Source organism: Sphingobacterium shayense, from assembly GCF_013179575.1.
Classification (GTDB): Bacteria; Bacteroidota; Bacteroidia; order Sphingobacteriales; family Sphingobacteriaceae; genus Sphingobacterium; species Sphingobacterium shayense.
The window spans coordinates 1-1089 of the sequence record NZ_JABMCQ010000335.1 but is presented as its reverse complement, the minus strand read 5'-3'; the positions used below and the strand labels follow the sequence as shown (position 1 = coordinate 1089).

The 1089-nt window shown below is 40.5% G+C and carries 1 protein-coding gene and 1 pseudogene; both read left to right on the top strand.

Going from position 1 to position 1089, the window contains the following annotated elements; all coding sequences use genetic code 11:
* The first annotated feature begins 107 nt into the window (after positions 1–107).
* A complete protein-coding gene (folE, locus tag HP439_RS19200; protein WP_172391924.1) occupies positions 108–740 on the top strand; it encodes a GTP cyclohydrolase I FolE in 633 nt (210 codons plus the stop codon).
* Positions 741–873: 133 nt separating this feature from the next.
* A pseudogene (locus HP439_RS19195) lies at positions 874–1089 on the top strand (methyltransferase); the annotation flags it as partial.

Sequence of the window (1089 nt, the reverse complement as noted above, 5' to 3'; positions counted from 1 at the left end):
ATAGTTAAAAAGAACGTCTTTATCACCCATTACGTAGTACATTACGGAATGTTTAAAATCACAATGGGCTCTGAAACAGGGCTTTTAATTACCTTATACCAGATACAATGAGTAAGATAACATCTTTGGATAGCGAAGAACAAGACGGATATATTAAAATTGATCAATATAATCAACAGCAAGTTGAGAATATTGCGTCGCATTACCCAACGATTCTCCGCGCGCTAGGGGAAGATCCGACCAGAGAAGGTTTAGTAAAAACTCCCGAACGTGTAGCCAAGGCTCTTCAATATTTGACGCATGGCTACGATGTTGATGCCGCCGAGATATTAAGGGGTGCAATGTTTGAAGAAGAATACAGCCAGATGGTTGTCGTTAAGGATATCGAAGTATATTCGATGTGTGAACACCATATGCTTCCTTTTTTTGGTAAAGCGCATATCGCCTATATTCCCAACGGCCGTATAGTAGGGCTAAGCAAAATCCCGCGTGTTGTTGATGCGTTCGCTCGTAGATTGCAGGTACAAGAGCGTTTGACGAATGAAATTCGAGATTGCATACAGGACACACTTAATCCTGCAGGTGTTGCCGTAGTCATGGAGTGCAAGCATATGTGTATGGCCATGCGCGGAGTACAGAAACAGAATTCAGTAACAACGACGTCGGCTTTTACAGGGGCGTTTCAGAATGATGTTACACGATCAGAGTTTTTAAGACTAATTACTGCGACTCTTTATTAGTTAAAAATACATACTATAAAAGGCCTTTAAACACATTTAAAGGCCTTTTATGTTTTTTTTACTCCATGGTGCGAATAACATAATATGTGTTAAATGTTTTCGCTTTATCAGCTGACTTTATATTTTTGTGACAATGTTTGAAAATCAGGACACGTTAAATACCTATTTGGAAGGAATTTGTGACCCCGAAAATGACCTACTAAAACGCATCAACAGGGAGACCTATTTGCGGGAGACAATGCCTCACATGTTATCGGGGCATTTTCAAGGAAGAGTGCTCTCTTTGTTGTCTCATTTGGTTCGACCGAAACGCGTTTTGGAGATTGGTACCTTCACAGGTTATGCCACC

Excerpts from the sequence above, each read along its gene's own strand:
- folE (WP_172391924.1), top strand. The coding sequence starts at position 108 with ATGAGTAAGATAACATCTTTGGATAGCGAAGAACAAGACGGATATATT.